The 18,017-nt window shown below is 61.0% G+C and carries 14 protein-coding genes; 6 read left to right on the top strand and 8 right to left on the bottom strand.

Features of this window, described 5'->3' with window-relative positions; translation table 11 throughout:
* The first annotated feature begins 189 nt into the window (after window positions 1-189).
* From CAG02_RS25315 to cobA, 6 genes are all read left to right on the top strand, one after another.
* Window positions 190-1,401 carry a NarK/NasA family nitrate transporter gene (locus CAG02_RS25315; RefSeq protein WP_085711910.1) on the top strand — a complete coding sequence of 404 codons (1,212 nt, stop codon included), beginning with the start codon at window positions 190-192 and terminating at the stop codon, window positions 1,399-1,401.
* Between the two features lie 7 nt (window positions 1,402-1,408).
* Window positions 1,409-3,079 carry a bifunctional protein-serine/threonine kinase/phosphatase gene (locus CAG02_RS25310; protein ID WP_085711909.1) on the top strand — a complete coding sequence of 557 codons (1,671 nt, stop codon included), beginning with the start codon at window positions 1,409-1,411 and terminating at the stop codon, window positions 3,077-3,079.
* 310 nt (window positions 3,080-3,389) lie between these two features.
* Window positions 3,390-5,843 (top strand): nitrite reductase large subunit NirB, encoded by a 2,454-nt coding sequence (gene nirB / locus CAG02_RS25305; RefSeq protein WP_085711908.1) that lies wholly within the window; start codon window positions 3,390-3,392, stop codon window positions 5,841-5,843.
* Entirely contained in the window at window positions 5,840-6,157 is a 318-nt protein-coding gene (gene nirD, locus CAG02_RS25300; protein WP_085711907.1) for a nitrite reductase small subunit NirD, read from the top strand. Before nirB ends, nirD begins: the two co-directional genes overlap by 4 nt.
* On the top strand, window positions 6,157-8,871 hold the full coding sequence (locus CAG02_RS25295; protein WP_085711906.1) for a nitrate reductase: 2,715 nt from the start codon (window positions 6,157-6,159) through the stop codon (window positions 8,869-8,871). Before nirD ends, CAG02_RS25295 begins: the two co-directional genes overlap by 1 nt.
* Before the next feature lie 13 nt (window positions 8,872-8,884).
* Entirely contained in the window at window positions 8,885-9,637 is a 753-nt protein-coding gene (gene cobA, locus CAG02_RS25290; protein ID WP_085711905.1) for a uroporphyrinogen-III C-methyltransferase, read from the top strand.
* A gap of 75 nt (window positions 9,638-9,712) precedes the next feature.
* Here cobA and CAG02_RS25285 read toward each other — a convergent pair whose 3' ends face one another.
* From CAG02_RS25285 to ppsA, 8 genes are all read right to left on the bottom strand, one after another.
* Window positions 9,713-10,762 (bottom strand): OmpA family protein, encoded by a 1,050-nt coding sequence (locus tag CAG02_RS25285; protein WP_085711904.1) that lies wholly within the window; start codon window positions 10,760-10,762, stop codon window positions 9,713-9,715.
* Between the two features lie 107 nt (window positions 10,763-10,869).
* Window positions 10,870-11,460 (bottom strand): RNA polymerase sigma factor SigX, encoded by a 591-nt coding sequence (sigX, locus tag CAG02_RS25280; RefSeq protein WP_011333251.1) that lies wholly within the window; start codon window positions 11,458-11,460, stop codon window positions 10,870-10,872.
* Between the two features lie 90 nt (window positions 11,461-11,550).
* Window positions 11,551-12,375 carry a mechanosensitive ion channel domain-containing protein gene (locus CAG02_RS25275; protein ID WP_065259736.1) on the bottom strand — a complete coding sequence of 275 codons (825 nt, stop codon included), beginning with the start codon at window positions 12,373-12,375 and terminating at the stop codon, window positions 11,551-11,553.
* A gap of 2 nt (window positions 12,376-12,377) precedes the next feature.
* A complete protein-coding gene (locus CAG02_RS25270) occupies window positions 12,378-12,626 on the bottom strand; it encodes a CrfX protein (protein WP_065259737.1) in 249 nt (82 codons plus the stop codon).
* Window positions 12,627-12,689: 63 nt separating this feature from the next.
* Window positions 12,690-13,685 carry a zinc transporter ZntB gene (locus CAG02_RS25265; RefSeq protein ID WP_085711903.1) on the bottom strand — a complete coding sequence of 332 codons (996 nt, stop codon included), beginning with the start codon at window positions 13,683-13,685 and terminating at the stop codon, window positions 12,690-12,692.
* A 24-nt stretch (window positions 13,686-13,709) separates the two neighbouring features.
* On the bottom strand, window positions 13,710-14,201 hold the full coding sequence (gene rraA, locus CAG02_RS25260; RefSeq protein ID WP_085711902.1) for a ribonuclease E activity regulator RraA: 492 nt from the start codon (window positions 14,199-14,201) through the stop codon (window positions 13,710-13,712).
* Window positions 14,202-14,427: 226 nt separating this feature from the next.
* Complete coding sequence (locus tag CAG02_RS25255; protein ID WP_085711901.1) at window positions 14,428-15,417, bottom strand: alpha/beta fold hydrolase; 990 nt, start codon at window positions 15,415-15,417, stop codon at window positions 14,428-14,430.
* A gap of 98 nt (window positions 15,418-15,515) precedes the next feature.
* Complete coding sequence (gene ppsA / locus CAG02_RS25250; protein WP_085711900.1) at window positions 15,516-17,888, bottom strand: phosphoenolpyruvate synthase; 2,373 nt, start codon at window positions 17,886-17,888, stop codon at window positions 15,516-15,518.
* Window positions 17,889-18,017 lie beyond the last annotated feature (129 nt).

The raw sequence follows: 18,017 nt of genomic DNA, 5'->3' as shown, positions 1-18,017 counted from the left end.
AGGTAACCAACGGCGGTTGCCCCACCCACGACAAAGACGTCGCTCACCTTCTTCGCCCCTTTCGGCGATCCGGGTAGCGGCGTTTTTGCGTTTTGGCCCCATTGACCGGGGCCGGTGGTGCGGCCGTGGCGGCGCCCCACTGTGCTGGTTCTGACTCCTTCTCGAGATTCTCTACCGCTGAGGTGCGCGATGAATAAAAGCTTCTGGAAATCCGGCCACACCCCGACCCTGTTCGCGGCCTTCCTGTATTTCGACCTGAGCTTCATGGTCTGGTATCTGCTTGGCCCGTTGGCGGTGCAGATTGCCTCCGACTTGCACCTGACCACCCAACAGCGCGGCCTGGTGGTGGCCACACCGATTCTGGCCGGCGCCGTGCTGCGCTTTGCGATGGGCATGCTCGCCGATCGCCTGTCGCCGAAAACCGCTGGCCTGATCGGTCAGGTGATCGTGATTGGCGCGCTGTTCGGTGCCTGGAAACTTGGCATCCACAGCTACGAACAAGCCTTGTTGCTCGGCTTGTTCCTCGGCATGGCCGGCGCCTCGTTCGCCGTAGCGCTGCCGCTGGCCTCGCAGTGGTATCCGCCGGAGCATCAGGGCAAGGCGATGGGCATCGCCGGGGCCGGCAACTCCGGGACCGTGTTCGCGGCGCTGATCGCTCCGGTACTGGCGGCGGCGTTCGGCTGGAGCAACGTGTTCGGTTTCGCCCTGATTCCGCTGATCCTGACGCTGGTGCTGTTTGCCTGGCTGGCGAAAAACGCGCCGGAGCGACCAAAGGCCAAATCCATGGCTGACTACTTCAAGGCCCTGGGCGACCGCGACAGCTGGTGGTTCATGTTTTTCTACAGCGTCACCTTCGGCGGTTTCATCGGCCTGGCCAGCGCCCTGCCCGGCTACTTCAACGATCAATACGGTTTGAGCCCGGTCACCGCCGGTTACTACACTGCCGCCTGCGTGTTCGGCGGCAGCCTGATGCGCCCTCTGGGCGGCGCGCTCGCCGACCGTTTCGGCGGGATTCGCACATTGCTGGCGATGTACACGGTGGCCGCGGTCTGCATCGCGGCAGTCGGCTTCAACCTGCCGAGTTCCTACGCGGCACTGGCACTTTTCGTCTGCACCATGCTCGGTCTCGGCGCGGGTAACGGTGCGGTGTTCCAACTGGTACCGCAGCGCTTTCGCCGGGAGATCGGCGTGATGACCGGGCTGATCGGCATGGCCGGCGGCATCGGCGGTTTCGCTCTGGCAGCAGGCATGGGTGCGATCAAACAGAGCACCGGCAGCTATCAACTGGCCCTGTGGTTGTTCGCCAGCCTTGGCGTATTGGCGTGGTTCGGCCTGCACGGGGTCAAGCGTCGCTGGAGAACCACCTGGGGTTCGGCGGCCGTGACCGCTGCCCGGGTCTGAGGCCCGCATGGCCCTGCAACTGAGCTTCGCCGAAGCCAGCGCCACCGGACCGCGCGCGGAGAATCAGGACGCCTTGCGCCTGGTCACGCCGGCCCCGGCGCTGGCCGCCAGCAAAGGGTTTCTGTTCGTCATCGCCGACGGTGTCAGCCAGTGCGCCGATGGCGGTCTGGCTGCGCGCTCGACCCTGCAGGCGCTGGCGCTGGACTACTACGCCACCCCGCAGACCTGGAGCGCGGCCCAGGCGCTGGATCGCCTGCTGCTCGCGCAAAACCGCTGGTTGCAGGCCAATGGCGGTGGCCTGCCATTGCTCACCACCGTCAGCGCGCTGGTCCTGCGCGGCAGACGCTTCACGCTGGCGCATGTGGGGGATTGTCGGGTCTATCGCTGGCATGCCGACACCCTGCAGCGGATCACCGAGGATCACGTCTGGGAGCAACCGGGCATGCAACACGTGCTCAAGCGTGCACTAGGGCTGGATCAGCATCTGGTGCTGGACTTTCTCGACGGCGAACTGCGTGAGGGCGAATGTTTCGTGCTGCTCAGCGACGGTGTCTGGGCCGTGCTTGGCGACACGGCCATCACCGGGATCCTGCGCGATCAACCGGATTTGCAAAGTGCGGCACAAACGCTGGTCAACGCCGCGCATCTGGCCGGCAGCCAGGACAACGCCAGCGCCTTGCTGGTGCGGGTGGATGCCGTGGGGGAAGCGAGCATCGGCGATGCGTTGATCCAGCTGCAGCAATGGCCGCTGCCCCCGACGCTCAAACCGGGCCAGACCTTCGAAGGCTGGCAGGTTCAAGGCATTGTCGGCCAAAGCCAGCAATCGCTGCTGTATCGCGTACTTGATAGTCAGGGTCAGGCATGGCTGTTGAAGACCCTGCCCACACGGCTGGCGGACGATGCCCACGCAGGTCAGGCCTTGCTGGCGGAGGAATGGTTTCTCAAACGCGTGGCCGGGCGACATTTCCCTGAAGTCCATAGCGCCAGTCAGCGTCAGCATTTGTACTACGTGATGCGTGAATATTCGGGAATCACCCTCGCGCAGCTATTCGAGCAAAACGGCCCGTTGTCGCTGCCTCAGTGGCAGGACGTGGCCGAACGCCTGCTACGTGCCGTCGGTCTGCTGCATCGACGGCAGATACTGCACCGCGACATCAAACCGGAAAACCTGCTGCTGGGGGACGACGGCGAGTTGCGTCTGCTGGATTTCGGCCTGGCGTATTGCCCCGGTCTTTCGCAGGACACGCCGTCAACCTTGCCCGGCACTCCTAGCTACATCGCCCCGGAGTCCTTTCGGGGTGATGCACCCGAGGCTCGTCAGGATCTGTATTCGGTGGGCGTGACCTTGTATTTCCTGCTCACCGGGTATTTTCCCTACGGCGAGATCGAAGCCTTCCAGCGTCCGCGTTTCGGGGTGCCAGTGAGTGCAGCGCGTTATCGACCGGATCTGCCGGAATGGCTGGCGCAGTGTCTGGAACGCGGGGTCTCGGCCGATCCGTTGCAACGCTATGAAACCGCCGAGGAATGGCTGCTCACACTGGAACAGGGTGAGCGCCGCAGCCTGAATGTACGCCCTCGCCCCTTGCTCGAACGAGAGCCGCTGAAGGTCTGGCGGACATTGGCGTTACTGGCGCTGCTGGGCAATCTGGTGCTGCTGTTCCTGTTGTTTCATGGCTGACTCGTCGCTCCATTAGCGGGCAAGCCGCATCCAATCGGTGCAAAAACCACAATGGCTCTCCGGCCTATGTCTGCGCCACATCAATGAATTCAAGGCTCACCGCGACTTGGCACAACCGCTGCATTATCGTTTTCAACTGACATAAAGCCCGACCTTCAACGACGAAGGCCAGGCTTCCCGAGAGAACGGGACAAGGACAAAGGCGTCCTCGCTAGATCACTAGCGGGACGCCTTTTTTGTTTGCGCCATTTTTGTCGAGCAAGGCCTGACTGCCCACAAGAGGCAAGCCCGAAGCTCCCCGGAGAACCTGATGAAAAAACTCAAACTGGTGATGATCGGCAATGGCATGGCCGGGGTCCGTACCCTGGAAGAATTGCTCAAACTGAGCAACGAGCTGTACGACATCACGGTCTTCGGTGCCGAACCCCACACTAACTACAACCGCATCCTGCTGTCACCGGTACTGGCCGGCGAGCAGACCTTCGAAGAGATCGTGCTCAACGATCTCGACTGGTATCTGCAAAACAACATCAAGTTGCTGCTCAACCGCAAAGTGGTGGAGATCGACCGGGTCAAGCGCCGGGTGATCGCCGAGGACGGCACCGAGGCCGAATACGATCGCCTGTTGATCGCCACCGGCTCGACCCCGTTCATCCTGCCGATCCCCGGCAATACCTTGCAGGGCGTGATCGGTTACCGCGACATCGCCGACACCCAGGCGATGATCGACACCGCCAAAACCCACAAGCACGCCGTGGTGATCGGCGGTGGCCTGCTCGGCCTCGAAGCGGCCAACGGCCTGATGCTGCGCGGCATGCACGTCACCGTGGTGCACCTCGGTGAATGGCTGCTGGAGCGGCAACTGGACAAGACCAGCGGCCAGCTCCTGCAAACCGCCCTCGAATCCCGTGGCCTGCACTTTCGCTTGTGCGAACAGACCCAGGCCCTGCAGGACGCCGGCAACGGCCGGGTCGGCTCGGTGCAGTTCAAGAACGGTGACATCATCCCTGCCGATCTGGTGGTGATGGCCGCCGGCATCCGCCCCAATACCGAACTCGCGGAAAAGGCCGGCATCCCGTGCAATCGCGGGATTCTGGTCAACGACACCCTGCAAACCTACGACCCGCGCATCTATGCCATCGGCGAATGCGCCAGCCACCGTGGCATCGCCTACGGTCTGGTCGCGCCGTTGTTCGAACAGGCCAAGGTCTGCGCCAACCACCTGGCGCAACTGGGTTTTGCCCGTTATCAGGGCTCGGTGACGTCGACCAAATTGAAGGTCACCGGCATCGACCTGTTTTCCGCCGGCGACTTCATGGGCGGCGAAGGCACCGAGACCATCACCCTCTCCGATCCGATCGGCGGGGTGTACAAAAAACTGGTGATCAAGGATGACGTGCTGGTCGGCGCCTGTCTGTACGGCGATACGGCAGATGGCGGTTGGTATTTCCGGCAGATTCGTGAGAATCACGCCATCGGCGAGATCCGTGATCACCTCATGTTTGGAGAAAACGCACTGGGGGATGTAGGACATCAGGGCCAGGACAAAGCCATGAGCATGGCCGACAACGCCGAAGTCTGCGGCTGCAACGGCGTGTGCAAGGGCACCATCGTCAAGGCGATTCAGGAACACGGGCTGTTCAGCGTCGACGAAGTGAAGAAACACACCAAGGCGGCCAGCTCCTGCGGCTCCTGCGCCGGGCTGGTCGAGCAGATCCTGATCAACACCGTCGGCGGCGCGGCGGACGTCAAACCGAAAAGCGAAAAAGCCATCTGCGGTTGCAGCGACCTCAACCACGGCCAGATCCGCCAGGCCATCCGCGAGCAGCACCTGCTGACCATCGCCGGCACCATGAGCTACCTCAACTGGCGCACCCCGAACGGCTGCGCCACCTGCCGCCCGGCCCTCAACTACTACCTGATTTCCACTTGGCCCGGCGAAGCCAAGGATGATCCGCAGTCGCGCCTGATCAACGAACGGGCCCACGCCAACATCCAGAAGGACGGCACCTACTCGGTAGTGCCACGGATGTGGGGCGGCGTGACCAACCCGTCGGAGCTGCGGCGGATCGCCGACGTCGCGGACAAATATCAGGTGCCGATGGTCAAGGTTACCGGCGGCCAGCGCATCGACCTGTTGGGGATCAAGAAGCAGGACCTGCCCGGCGTGTGGAAAGACCTCGACATGCCGTCCGGTCACGCCTACGGCAAATCGATCCGCACCGTGAAAACCTGCGTCGGCAGCGAGTTCTGCCGCTTCGGCACGCAGAATTCGACCCAGTTGGGCATCGACCTCGAACACGATCTGTTCAACATGTGGTCGCCGCACAAAGTGAAGCTGGCGGTCTCCGGATGCCCACGCAACTGCTCGGAAGCAGGGATCAAGGACGTAGGAATCATCGGCGTCGATTCCGGCTGGGAGATGTACATCGGTGGCAACGGCGGGATCAAGACCGAAGTCGCCGAGTTCTTCGTCAAACTCAAGACCGCCGAGGAAGTCCGCGAGTACAACGGCGCGTTCTTGCAGCTGTACCGCGAAGAAGCCTTCTACCTCGAACGCACCGTGCACTACCTGCAACGGGTCGGCATGGAGCACATCAAGAAAGCCGTGCTGGAAGACCCCGAGCGCCGCAAGGCCCTGAACGAGCGCCTGCAATTCTCCCTCTCGTTCGAACAGGACCCATGGAAAGAACGCCTCGCCCAGCCGCAACTGAAGAAAGAATTCGACGTGATCCCCGTGAAAAACCTGGAGGTGCCGGCATGAACTGGCTCGATATCTGTGCCCTAGAAGAGATCAATGCCCTCGGTTCGCGGATCATTGCCGGGCCCAAAGGTGACATCGCGATCTTTCGCACAAGCGACGACGAAGTTTTCGCACTCGATGACCGCTGCCCGCACAAGGGCGGTCCATTGTCCCAAGGGCTGATCTACGGCAAGCGCGTGGCCTGCCCGCTGCATAACTGGCAGATCGACCTGCAATCCGGCGAAGCCCAGGCACCGGACGTAGGCTGCGCGTACCATCACCCGGCCCGGGTCGAAAACGGCCGCGTGCAACTGGCCCTGCGGGACGCCGTCTGATGAACCGCCAGACGACCGCCTCGACCTGCTGTTATTGCGGGGTCGGCTGCGGCGTGCTGATCGAGCATGACGGCGAGCGCATCCTCAGCGTCAGCGGCGATCCGGCGCATCCGGCCAACTTCGGCAAACTGTGCAGCAAGGGCTCGACCCTGCACCTGACCGGTGATCTGGCGGCGCGGGCGTTGTACCCGGAATTGCGCCTGGGCAAAGGTCTGGCGCGCAGCCGCTGTAACTGGGACACCGCGCTGGAACACGCCGCCAACGTGTTTGCCGAAACCATCGCCGAACACGGCCCCGACAGCGTGGCGTTCTACATCTCCGGACAGCTGCTGACCGAGGACTACTACGCCTTCAACAAACTGGCGCGGGCGCTGGTCGGCACCAACAACATCGACAGTAATTCACGGCTTTGCATGTCTTCGGCGGTGGTCGGCTACAAACGCAGCCTCGGTGCCGACGCACCACCGTGCAGCTACGAGGACCTGGAGCTGAGCGACTGCGTGATGATCGTCGGCAGTAACATGGCCTACGCCCACCCGGTACTGTTTCGTCGGCTCGAAGAGGCCAAATCCCGCCGCCCGCAGATGAAAGTCATCGTTATCGACCCACGGCGCACCGACACCTGCGATCTCGCCGACCTGCATCTGGCGATTCTGCCGGGCACCGATGTCGCTTTGTTCCATGGGATTTTGCATCTGTTGATGTGGGAAGACTGGATCGATCGCGATTTCATCAAGGCGCACACCGAAGGCCTCGCCGAGCTGAAAAGCCTGGTGCGCGATTACACACCGGCCATGGTTTCTCAGTTGTGCGGGATCAGTGTCGAGCAGTTGCAGCAATGCGCCGAGTGGATCGGCACCGCGCCGAGTTTCCTGTCGTTGTGGTGCATGGGGTTGAACCAGTCCACCGCCGGCAGCGCGAAGAACAGCGCCCTGATCAATCTGCACCTGGCCACCGGGCAAATCGGCCGGCCCGGTGCAGGACCTTTCTCCCTGACCGGTCAGCCGAATGCCATGGGCGGGCGGGAAACCGGCAGCCTCTCCAACCTGTTGCCCGGTCATCGCGAGGCTGCCAACCCGGAACACCGCGCAGAAGTGGCGGCGTATTGGGGCGTGGATTCGCTGCCGGAAAACACCGGTCTCAGCGCCATTGAGCTGTTTGAACAGGTGCGCAACGGCAAGATCAAGGCCTTGTGGATTGCCTGCACCAACCCGGCGCAATCGATGCCGGACCAAAACGCCGTGCGCGCAGCGCTGGACGCCTGCCCCTTCGTGGTGTTGCAGGAAGCGTTTCGCACCACCGAAACCGCAGCGTTTGCCGACCTGTTGTTGCCGGCGGCCAGTTGGGGCGAGAAGGAAGGCTCGGTGACCAACTCCGAGCGGCGCATTTCCCACGTCCGCAAAGCCATTGCCGCACCGGGTGAAGCGCGACCGGACTGGGCGATCACGGTGGATTTCGCACAACGCCTGGAGAAACGTCTGCGCCCGCAACAGCCGGGTCTGTTTGCATTCGAGCGCCCCGCGCAGTTGTTCGATGAATTCAAGGCACTGACCCGTGGCCGCGATCTGGACTTGTCCGGCATCAGCCACGAGTTGATCGATGAAATTGGTCCGCAGCAATGGCCGTTTCCTCAGGGCGCCCGGCAAGGTACGTCACGGCTTTACTGCGACGGCATATTTCCTACGGCCAGTGGTCGCGCGCAGTTCGTTGCCGATCCTTATCGTGCGGCCAAGGAGCAACGGGACGCGCGTTTTCCACTGACCCTGATCACCGGCCGTCTGCGCGATCAATGGCACGGTATGAGCCGCACCGGCACAGCAGCGCAGTTGTTCGGGCATGTCGGTGAAGCCGTGCTGAGTCTGCACCCGGACGAATTGCGCCGGCACCGTTTGCAGCCGGGGGATCTGGTGAATCTGAAGAGCCGCCGGGGCTCCGTGATCGTGGCGGTCGCCAGCGATGACAGCGTGCGTCCGGGCCAGGCCTTTCTGCCGATGCACTGGGGCGACCGTTTTCTCAAAGGCGGCGTGAATTGCCTGACCCTGCCCGCCTTCGATCCCTTGTCGAAACAACCGGAACTCAAGCACAGCGGTGTACGCCTGGAGCCGGTGGATCTGCCCTGGCAGCTTTTCGCACTGATCGAGGGCGATGTTCAACGGCACTTTGAGGCGCTTCGACCGCTGTGTGAGGCGTTTTCCTACGTCAGCCTCAGCCTTGTCGGTCGCGAGCGTCCGGCGTTGCTGATACGCGCTGCCAGCGCCGCCGCGCCCGATCCGCAATTGCTGCGCGAAATTGATCAGTGCCTGGCCCTGATCGACGGTCCGGTACTGGCCTATGACGATCCGCGCCGAGCCATCGGCAAGCGGGTACGCATTGAGAGCGGGCGAATCACGGCAATCCGCCTCGCCGGTGAGACCCTCGCCCAGCACTGGCTGCAAGGCCTGTGGCTGGAAGGCCGCGCAGACGAACAACTGCGGCGCTGGCTGCTGGCGCCGATGAGCGCGCCGCCGGGCAATGCCGGCGTGCAAAGCGTTGCCGACAAGACCTTGTGCAATTGCAGAAACGTCAGCCACAGCGCGGTCTGCGCCGGGATCCGTGAAGGTCTGGATTTGCAGGGTTTGAAAAACACACTGGGCTGCGGCACGCAATGCGGTTCCTGCGTCCCGGAAATCAAGCGTTTGCTGGCCGCCGAAGCACGGCCGGTCGCCGTTATCTGAAGAGGAAAACACCATGAACGCAAAAGTCTGGCTGGTGGGCGCAGGTCCCGGCGACCCTGAATTGCTGACGCTCAAAGCCGTGCGTGCCCTGCACGAAGCGGATGTGGTGCTGATCGACGATCTGGTCAATGACGCAGTGCTGGAGCACTGCCCTGCCGCGCGGATCATTCCGGTCGGCAAGCGCGGCGGCTGCCGCTCGACGCCTCAGGCATTCATTCATCGGCTGATGCAGCGTTATGCGCGTCAGGGCAAATGCGTGGTTCGCCTCAAGGGCGGCGATCCCTGCATCTTCGGCCGTGGCGGCGAGGAAGCGCAGTGGCTGCGTGAACACGGGGTTGAAGTGGAGCTGGTCAATGGCATCACTGCCGGGCTGGCCGGGGCGACGCAGTGTGATATTCCACTGACTTTGCGCGGCGTGGCGCGGGGTGTGACGCTGGTTACCGCGCACACTCAGGATGACAGTCAGGTGAACTGGCAAGCGTTGGCGCAGGGTGGAACGACTTTGGTAATCTACATGGGAGTCGCCAGGCTCAGCGAGATTCGTGAGCAATTGCTGGCAGGCGGGATGGCGATGGAGACGCCGGTGGCGATGATCGAGAACGCATCCCTGCCGCAGCAGCGCGAATGCCGGAGCGATCTGACGGGGATGGAGGAAGCGGCCAGCAGGTTCCAGCTCAAGAGCCCGGCCATTCTGGTGATTGGTGCGGTGGCGGCTTCCGCGGCCCGATCCGGTTTGCTCGCCTGGCCAGCCGATCAGTCAGCCTGAGCATCTGGTTTTTACCAAATTGCAGACAAAGAAAAGCCCGGCATAAGCCGGGCTTTTCTCAAAGCAGCGAGCTAATTACTTAGCTTGAGCTTCAACCTGAGCTTCTACGCGACGGTTAACGGCGCGGCCAGCTTCGGTTTTGTTGTCAGCAACTGGACGGGTTTCGCCGTAGCCAATCGACTGAACGCGGGACGATTCAACACCGTACTGGTTAACCAGAACTTGCTTAACGGCGTTTGCACGACGCTCGGACAGTTTCTGGTTGTAAGCGTCAGGACCGACGGAGTCAGTGTGACCTTCAACAGTGGTGTGAGTCGATGGGTACTGCTTCATGAAGTCAGCCAGGTTCTTGATGTCAGCGTAGCTGTTTGGCTTGACGACCGACTTGTCGAAGTCGAACTTCACGTCCAGCTCTACACGAACAACTTCAGCAACTGCCGGGCAGCCATCAGCGTCAACAGTTACGTTGGCTGGGGTGTTCGGGCACTTGTCAACGTTGTCGCAAACGCCATCGTTGTCGCTGTCGGAGCAGACTTCAGCTGGTGCTGGAACTGGAGCAGCAGCAGGCTTGTTGCCGCCACCGAAGTTCACGCCCAGACCGATTACTGGAGCGTAGTTCCAGCGACCGTTGTCCAGTTTGTAGTCAGCGTCTACACCAGCACGGGCGTAGAAGTTTTCAGCGAAGTAGTACTTAACGCCAGCGCCAGCGTTCAGGTAGGTCGACTGGTCGCGACCGGTGTGGCCGTCAGCGGCTACGTTGGTCAGGCTGCCGTGCTTCACACCGCCAGCAACGTAAGGACGCAGAGCGTCACCAGCGTTGTTGAAGTGGTACTGAGCGATCAGGCCGAAGTTGTCGCCATCCAGCTTCTGGCTGCCAGTGCCGTCGTTCGAACGGGTGTGGTTGTTCTTGTCGTAGGTGAAGTTCAACGACACGTCGTCGGTCAAGAAGTAACCGATAGAGGCGCCTGGGTTGAAGCCGTCTTCGACATGGTTAACGCTGTCGTTGTACTGCTTCTTGTAGAACAGTTCGCCTTCAACTGCGCCTTGGCCTTGTGCCAGTGCGCCGAACGAAGTAGCGGCAATCAAAGAACCAATGGCCAAGCCCAAGGTGTTTTTCAGTTTCATCCGTTAAATCCCCATCTGGTGATTGTGAAGCAGTCCCGCAAACCGGGGGACAACTCGGCGGCAAGTCTATCAGAACTTGCCTACACGTAAGAGATATTTGCGCCGAACTAAGTTTCAGCAATGCCTGCAAATTTCTCACGCAATTTATCTAGAGCACGTTTGTACCGCATTTTTGTAGCACTCAAACCCATGTGCATGATGTCTGCGATCTCCTGAAATTCCAGCTCTGCGACAAAACGTAGCACCAGAATTTCACGGTCAATCGGGTTCACATACACCAGCCAGCGATCAAGTCCGCCCTTCTCCTCGGGTTTCGGCGCCTTTTCTTCGGACGCTTCCTCGAGGGGGTCAAGACTCAGTGCGTCCATCAAGCGACGCTTTCGCCGTTCCTTCCGATACTGCGTGATGCATTCGTTGTAAGTGATGCTATATAGCCATGTCTTGAACTTCGATTTCCCCTCGAAGTTCTTCAGGCCGTACAGCACCTTCAGCATCACTTCCTGACAGACATCGTCTGCGTCGCGATCGTTCCCAAGATACCGCGCACAAACGTTAAATAGTGTTCGCTGGTAACGCCGCATCAGTTCTTCATAGGCGCGCGTCACGTGAAACAGCTCGGTATGCGAGCGCGCGACCAACTCCTCGTCAGAGAGCTCGCGGGGGTCGTAGCGCGTGGATAGCGTTTGGGCTTTATTCAAAACAAGTCGTGCCGACAGTCAGGTCAATGTCCACCGCTGCCAGCATCAGCTGGCATTTTGCGGCGGCATACATTAGCAGGGTTTGCCGGATTAGCGGCTACTCACATGCTGTTCCAGCAGGATCCGATTGGAGAGAGAGACTAGCTCACCCTCATCGGTCAGCAATGTGGTCTTAACCGTGCCGATCTCTTCGATCTGGCCTTCGACCTCGCCAACACGCACTTGTTGCCCAACCTGATACAACTCACGCACATAGATTCCCGCAAGAATCTGACCGGCAATTTCCCGGCTTCCCAAACCCATGGCCAGCGCAACCGCCAGACCAACGGTAATCAATACAATGACGATCACATGGTTCAGCAGGTCGGTCTTGACCTCGAGCTGACTGATAGCGACCGAGATACTGATGATGATCACCAGGCCCTGGGCAATGCGCCCAAGTCCTGAAGCGTAGTCCAGTCCGACGCCTTCTGCCGCACCGCGCACCAGACCGTTGGCCAGTTGTGCCAGCAATACACCAACCAGCAGCACCAGCGCGGCACCGAAAACTTTCGGCACATACAGAGCCAACATGTCCAGCGTAGCTGAAACTCGCTCAAGTCCAAGGGATTCTGCCGCAGAAACCAGGAAAATCAGCAGAACGAACCAATAGACGATTTTTCCGATCAAGGTCGAGATCGGCACTTGCAGTCCCGCACGGGACATCAATTTGGTCAGGCCGGTGCCGCCCATCAGGCGATCCAGACCGAGCTTGGCCAGCAGTTTGGACAGCAAGGTGTCCAGCAACTTGGCCACGACGAAGCCCAACAGCAGCACCACCAGTGCGCCGAACAGGTTCGGGATGAAATTAGCGACTTTGGTCCACAACGCAGTCATTGCCGTGACGAGGCTCTGAGTCCAGAGATCAAGTTCCATATTCAATCAGCCTTATCAGCAGTGCGAGCGTTAGGTTTACGGAGACGGGAAACCGGCGCGACATGAGCCGAGCCGTTGTTCAGGGCGATCATCAGCGCGGGCAGCCAGCGGCCCAGCAGGCTGAACAGATCACCGGCGCCGACCTGGCGGTTGGCGGTTTTGAGTACGCGGCCCAGGCAGGCATCGTCGTCGCGGCCGGACGGCGAGGCGTTGAGCATGTCGCGCAAAGACTGTTCAAACGGATCGTGCATACGCACCTCTCGTGATGTCTGTGAAAGACGCGGGCAGATTTGGTCGGGTCACATGATGCATCGTCATACCCAGCGCAATCGGCGGAACAACCACCATTGTCCGAGGGCCACCAGGACCATCAGCAGGCACGCCACCAGAAAGCCGTAAGGGTTTCCGGAAAGCGGAATTCCGCCAACGTTGATCCCCAGCAGGCCGGTGAGAAAACTCATCGGCAGAAAGATCCCGGTGATGATCCCGAAGCGGTACATGGTGCGATTCATGCGCACGCTCAAACGCCGGTCTTCGGTGTCCAGCACAAGCCCCACGCGCTCTCGGGTCAATTCGAGCTCTTCGAGATAGCGGGTCAGGCTGTTGTTCAATTCGTTCCAGTAGTCCGCGTCGTCATCGACGAACCATGGCAGTTTTATCCGCGTCAGCTGTCCGAAAATATCCCGCTGCGGTGCGAGAAAACGCTTCAGTCCGGCCGCCCGGCGACGGATGTGCAAAACCGCTCCGTGCTCTGGGGTATACCGTTCGTCGGCATCCAGCTTTTCTTCCTCGTCATCGACCACTTCCGAGAGGCAAGTGACCAGATCCTGCACCTTGTTGGTGAGGTATTGCGCCAGATAAAGAATGAGCTCGGACGAGGTTTTCGGACCCTTGCCCTCCCCCAGCATCGCCAGCAGTTCATCGGTGGCGCGCAATGGGCGCAGACGCAGGGAAATCACACGCTGGGCCGACGCGAAAATCCGCACCGAGACCATGTCTTCCGGCTCGGCACCGGGGTTGAGGTTGACCCCGCGCAAAAACAGCAGCAATTCGGAATCGGGCAACGGCAGCAGCCGCGGGCGGGTGTTCTCTTCCAGCAGCAGATCGCAGGTGAATTCGTTGAGTCCGCTGGACTTGCGCAGCCAGGTCTGGGTCTGCGGATGACTGCGATCCCAGTGCAGCCACAGGCTTTCATGGGCCTGCAGTTGCAGATCGTCGAGTTCAGTCCGGGCTATCGAACGCGCACCGCCTTTACCGTCCAGCACCAGGGCATGCACCAGCCCCCATTGCGCGTTTTCTTCCTCGAACATCCTCACCCCGGTAGTTGCCGCGATTTATTCAGGCATTTTCAGCGGGCTCGGCGAGATGATCACGCCGTTGTTGTCCGCATAAATGTATTGGCCCGGATGAAAGGTGACGCCCGCAAAAGTCACCGGCACGTTGAGGTCGCCGATACCGCGCTTGTCGGTCTTCATCGGGTGGCTGGCCAGTGCCTGCACGCCGAGATCGGTCTGGGCGATGACATCCACGTCACGGATGCAACCGTAGATCACCAGCCCTTCCCAGCCGTTTTTCGAGGCCTTGTCGGCCAGCATGTCGCCCAGCAGCGCGCGCCGCAGGGAACCGCCGCCATCGACCACCAGCACCTTGCCGTTGCCCTTGAGTTCGACCTGTTCCTTGACCAGTGAGTTATCTTCGAAGCATTTGATGGTCACGATTTCGCCGCCGAAGGAATCACGGCCGCCGAAATTGCTGAACATCGGTTCCAGCACCTGCACCAGCTCCGGATAGGCGTCGCACAGGTCAGGCGTGAGGTAATGGTTCATCGAATAACTCCTGTAACAAGGAAGACGATCAAGGATGTCGCACTCTTTTGAAACGAGATCCGGCGGTCGCTGTTTACCTTAGTTCATGCAATGGTCGCTGAGCGAACCTGAACACAGGCTGAAACGTAATAGCGAAACAGTCACCAAATGTGACCGGAACCGTCCAATGCGTCATATCTTAGCCGCAAGCCGACTCGAACGAAATGCCCTTTTCAGAGCCTTCCGCTCATCCTGCCGCCGCCAGATCCACCTTTTCGCCGAGTAATGGTGTGTGCTGATCCGCCAGCCAGCGCGCCACCAGTGGCCAGACTTCAGCCTGGGCAGCCTTGCTCACCAGCATCTCGACATGGCCGAAATTTTCGCTGAAGCCCTGCTCGCGCCCCAGATTGATGAATTGCTTGTGCTCGGAGCCGATCTGCTCGAACAGCTTGCGACAGGCCCAGGCCGGATCCTGATGATCGCCGGCCGCCGTTACCGCCAACACTGGCACCTGAACGTCGGCAAGCCCCGCCCACCAATCCTTGTCCTTGTCACCGAAGCGCCCGAACAGGCCGTACCAGCGCATGCTTTCCAGCGCCAGGCCGATCGGTTCGTCTTCCGGGCCGCGCTTGAGCCGCGAGCCGGACAACTGGGCAAAACGCTTGAGAATAAAGCGCCCGCTCCACTCCACCGGCGGAATTTTCAGCGGCCAGTACGTGCGACTGACCTGCGTGCCGAAAAACGCGGCCGACGCCACCGCCGGTTCGCCGAGGTATTCGCCCCCCAGCGCTGCAGCGAGCGTAATGCCGCCCAGCGAATGGCCGATCCAGTGCGGAATCTGCCCGCTCTGTTCACGTACAAACGCGGCGATGGCCGGCAGATCGTAACGGGCGTAATCGGCGACGCGGTTGCGGCGATAGTCCTCGTTGCGCTGGGACATGCCGTGGCCACGCATTTCCGGGATCCACACATCGAAACCCAGTCGGGTCAGATAGGCGCCCAGCCCCAGGCCTTTCGGGGAAAACCAGAAACGCCGGTTGGAGAAGCTGCCATGCAGCAGGATCACCGGCACACCGCGTGTCGCCGGCTCATCGGCCATGCCGAGACGGGTCACCGCGATTTCCACAGACCAGTCGGGGCTGTTGCCCGGTTTCAGACGGTAGATGTCTTCGCTCAGATCACCGCGACGTTCGGCGCTGATCAGAGCGACAGGAAAAAGGTTGCTGCTGCTTTGCATAATGCTCTTGCACAAAAAAGGGCGGCATCCGGAGAGCCCGCCCTACTTCAATCTTAAAGCCCCGGCCCGGTTCAGCAGGCCGAGGCTTCATTCACGGCTTATTCCGCCTGACCTTCGGCCAGGAAGAACCAGGTTTCCAGCACGGTGTCCGGGTTCAGGGAAACGCTTTCGATGCCCTGCTCCATCAGCCATTTGGCCAGGTCCGGGTGGTCCGAAGGACCCTGACCGCAGATGCCGATGTACTTGCCGGCCTTGTTGCACGCGGCAATCGCGTTGGCCAACAGCTTCTTGACCGCCGGATTACGCTCGTCGAACAGGTGCGCGATGATCCCGGAGTCACGGTCCAGACCCAGTGTCAGCTGGGTCAGGTCGTTGGAACCGATCGAGAAACCGTCGAAGAATTCGAGGAACTCTTCAGCCAGGATCGCGTTGGACGGCAGTTCGCACATCATGATCACGCGCAGGCCGTTGTCGCCGCGCTTCAAGCCGTTTTCGGCCAGCAGATCGACCACCTGGCTCGCTTCGCCCAGGGTACGGACGAACGGCACCATGATTTCGACGTTGGTCAGGCCCATCTCGTTGCGCACGCGTTTCAGCGCACGGCACTCGAGTTCGAAGCAGTCACGGAACGATTCGCTGATGTAACGCGAAGCGCCACGGAAGCCCAGCATAGGGTTTTCTTCTTCCGGCTCGTACAGCTTGCCGCCGATCAGGTTGGCGTATTCGTTGGACTTGAAGTCCGACAGACGCACGATGACTTTCTTCGGTGCGAACGCAGCAGCCAGGGTGCTGATGCCTTCGACCAGTTTCTCGACATAGAAGCCGACCGGATCGTCGTAACCGGCGATGCGCTTGTCGACGCTTTCCTTGATGTCCTGCGGCAGGCCGTCGTAGTTCAACAGCGCTTTCGGGTGGACGCCGATCATGCGGTTGATGATGAATTCCAGACGGGCCAGGCCCACACCGGCGTTCGGCAGCTGCGCGAAGTCGAAGGCGCGGTCCGGGTTGCCGACGTTCATCATGATCTTGAACGGCAGCTCCGGCATGGCGTCCACGGAGTTCTTCTTGATGTCGAAGCCCAGTTCGCCTTCGAAGATGTAACCGGTGTCGCCTTCGGCGCAGGACACGGTCACACCCTGGCCATCCTTCAGCAGTTGGGTGGCGTTGCCGCAACCGACGACTGCCGGAATACCCAGCTCACGGGCGATGATCGCCGCGTGGCAGGTACGGCCGCCACGGTTGGTGACGATGGCGCTGGCGCGTTTCATGACCGGTTCCCAGTCCGGGTCGGTCATGTCGGAGACCAGCACGTCGCCCGGCTGCACTTTGTCCATTTCCGACACGTCGCGGATGATCCGCACCTTGCCCGCGCCGATGCGCTGACCGATGGCACGACCTTCCACCAGCACGGTGCCGGTTTCCTTCAGCAGGTAACGTTCCATGACGTTGGCCTGGGTGCGGCTCTTCACGGTTTCCGGACGGGCCTGCACGATGTACAGCTTGCCGTCGTCACCGTCCTTGGCCCATTCGATGTCCATCGGGCAGCCGTAATGCTTCTCGATGATCATCGCCTGCTTGGCCAGTTCGCTGACTTCGGCGTCGGTCAGGCAGAAACGTGCGCGGTCGGCCTTGTCGACATCGACGGTCTTCACGGAACGACCGGCCTTGGCCTCGTCGCCGTAGATCATCTTGATGGCCTTGCTGCCCAGGTTGCGGCGCAGGATCGCCGGACGACCGGCCTCCAGCGTGCCCTTGTGGACATAGAATTCGTCCGGGTTCACCGCGCCTTGTACGACGGTTTCGCCCAGGCCGTAGGCGCCGGTGATGAACACCACGTCACGGAAGCCGGATTCGGTATCGAGGGTGAACATCACGCCGGCGGTGCCGGTTTCCGAACGCACCATGCGCTGCACGCCGGCAGACAGGGCGACCAGTTTATGGTCGAAGCCCTGGTGCACGCGGTAGGAAATGGCACGGTCGTTGAACAGGGAAGCGAATACTTCCTTGGCGGCGCGGATGACGTTTTCCACACCACGGATGTTCAGGAAGGTTTCCTGCTGACCGGCGAACGAAGCGTCCGGCAGGTCTTCGGCGGTGGCGGAGGAACGCACGGCCACGGCCACATCGGGATTGCCGGCCGACAGCGCGGCGAACGCGGTGCGTATCTCGGTGTTCAGTTTTTCAGGGAATTCGGCTTCCATGATCCATTGGCGGATCTGGGCGCCGGTCTTGGCCAGCGCGTTGACGTCATCGACGTCCAGGGCGTCGAGAGCCTTGTGAATCTGGTCGTTGAGGCCGCTCAGCTCGAGAAAGTCGCGATAGGCCTGCGCGGTGGTGGCGAAGCCGCCGGGGACCGACACACCGGCACCGGCCAGGTTGCTGATCATCTCGCCCAGGGATGCGTTCTTGCCCCCCACATGCTCAACATCGTGTTTGCCGAGCTTATCGAGGGAAACTACGTACTCTACCAAGGTGATCTCTCCACTAACTGTGTTGGAAAAGCTCAGAAACCGGCGGCTCGGGGGAGCATCGGCCGGTTGTATGGCCTGGACCTGGAAAATAAGTGAGAATGCGGGCCATTGGCGGCCGACAAATCGCGC

The organism is Pseudomonas sp. R43(2017) (assembly GCF_002112345.1).
Lineage (GTDB): Bacteria > Pseudomonadota > Gammaproteobacteria > Pseudomonadales > Pseudomonadaceae > Aquipseudomonas > Aquipseudomonas kribbensis.
The sequence above is the reverse complement of the archived record's forward strand: the minus strand, read 5'-3'. Positions and strand labels throughout refer to the sequence as shown.